We start from the raw sequence: 2,446 nt of genomic DNA on the forward strand, positions 1-2,446 counted from the left end.
AGTTAAAATACCACCATTCGCAAACCAATCAATTCCGATTCTTGGTATTTGACCTTTTAGTGGATTGAATGAACCACTAAGTGAAAAGTGTGGTAATGGAATATGTGGGATGCTAATACTTGGGAATTTTAAACTAAAATTAAACAAACCCTTTATTTTGTCAATGATATTTGATACTGTGTTTTTAGCTGCTTCAATTGGGTTTGTAATAGCAGATTTAATACCGTTCCAAATTCCAGTCACGGTTGATTTCAAACCATTAAAGATATTTGAGACTGTGTTTTTCACGCCATTTACCGCACTTGAAACCGTATTTTTAATTCCGTCCCAAATGCCTGACATGAAATCCTTGATTCCGTTGAATACATTGCTTGTCGTGTCTTTGATGCCCTGCCAAATTCCTTTAACAAAATCAGCAATTGATTGACAAACATTGCTGATAGTTTCCTTCATGCTATTCCATACATTGCCCGCCATTTCTTTCATGCCATCCCACAGCCCACCAAGCCATTTGACGAATCCATCCCAAACACCTTTCAACCAATCCACGATAGCGCCCCAGTTCGTGATGATCACGACCAATAAGGCAATAACTGCTATTACCGCAAGGATAATAAGCAAGAATGGTGCTAAGGCAATATCTAGCGCTGTCTGTGCAACTGCTAGGGCTGCAATCACGGGGATAAGCAAAGTAAATACTGCTATAAGCCCCATTACAACTTCAATAAAAAGTTTGACTGGTTCAGGTAAATCAGTAAATGCCTTAGCCATATCAGCCAGAAAATCCATCACTGGTTGCAATGAGTTCAAAATATCGGTGCCGACTTCACTCAAACTCGCACTTAATTCGTTCCAACTAGACTGCCATTTTTGGGCGGGGTCTTTCTTTGTCGCTTCATCCATCGTTCCACCGACATTTTTGAACCCATCATTAACTTTATTTAGCCCTAAAAAACCTTTTACGCCCATATCTTCAAATTGAGAACCCAATTTTGTTAATGCTTCTTGTTGTTCAGCGGGACTCATTTTTTTCATTTCTGACTGAACACTTGACATCACATCAGATACTGTTGCGTTTCCGTTTTTATACTCGTTGAACATATTTTGAGTCTCAGCAGACATGCCAGAAATCATTTCTTCATAATCGCCAGCTGCCAGCTTTTTACTGAACTCGACCATTGAATCTGCGATCAAATCCGTGTTTTTAACACCGTTTTTCAAGCCTGAATCTAACATTGCAAAAAATTCTTCTTGTGAATACCCTGCTTCTTTGACCGTTCCGCTATATTCGACAATCGTATCAGTGAAGTCATTGCTTGCGTTTAACCCATTTTTGTAACCAGATGCTATCATGTCAAAAGCTTCTTGATTGGACACACCGAAGGCTTTTACGAGGTAGTCGGCAGCTTTTATGTTCTCTGTGTATTCTGTCCCTGTGCGTTTACTCAACGCAACAACTTGTGAAGTTATCTTTCCAAGATCCTCATTGTTCAGGTCTTTAAAAGTATTTTTCATCAATACTGTTGCCTGTGTGGCTTCATCAATGCTATCTGTTACACCAGATTTGAATACATCAACCGCAACGCCTTTCAAGCTCTCCATTTCAGCTTTTGATAAATTTGTATTGGCTGCGATCGTCCCAAAACTAGATTGAAACTCTAGTGCTGTGTCTTTTGCGTGATTGCCTAACTCTACAATCTTATCACCTACGGCACTAATGATTTCGCCAGCTTCCGCCATGTTTCCGCTGTTAATTGCATCTGTCATGTCGTCCAATGAATTTTCTGCGTCTTTTGCTTTTGGTGAAATTTCTTGTAATTCAGATTTTACTTGGTCTAATGAATTACCTGATTTAACAGAATCAAGTGTTGACTTGAACTTTGAGATATCAGTATCAGCGCCCAAGGCTTCTTTACCGATTTTGTTCAAAGCTATTTCTAATTGGTCACTTGTAGCTGTACCATTTCTGATTGCATTGACTAGCCTAGTTCCCAAAACATCTGCAAAATCATCAACTGATTTTCCACTTGCTTCAAAAAAAGTGTTTAATCTATCAGTATTCTGACCTAGTTTCTGTTGCTCCGATTGTAAGCCACTCAACTGTGACTTGTATGAGTTTAGACTTTGTTCGGTTTGCGCTACTTCTCTTGCAAATGCTCTATACTGCTCTTCACCAATATTACCTGACTTAAACTGCTGTTCAACCTGTGACTGTGCTGATTTCAATTGGTCTAATTTAGTTGAGGTATTTTCAATACTATCTGTCAATAACTTTTGCTTTTGTGCTACTAACTCAGTATTTGACGGATCAAATTTAAGTAGCTTATTTACTTCTTTTAACTCACCATTTAGCTTGACGCTAGTACTATCAACTGTTTTCAAGGCTTTCTGCAAGCCTGTTGTATTACCATCTAGCTCAATAGTAATGCCCTTTATGTTTTTGTTA

At 38.6% G+C, this 2,446-nt stretch carries 1 protein-coding gene; it reads right to left on the reverse strand.

From position 1 onward, the window contains the following. Window positions 1-2,446 (reverse strand): phage tail tape measure protein (locus LRA01S_RS10415; protein ID WP_061775538.1); only part of this gene is annotated, 2,446 nt, incomplete at both ends.

This window comes from Pseudolactococcus raffinolactis NBRC 100932 (assembly GCF_001591765.1).
Classification (GTDB): Bacteria; Bacillota; Bacilli; order Lactobacillales; family Streptococcaceae; genus Pseudolactococcus; species Pseudolactococcus raffinolactis.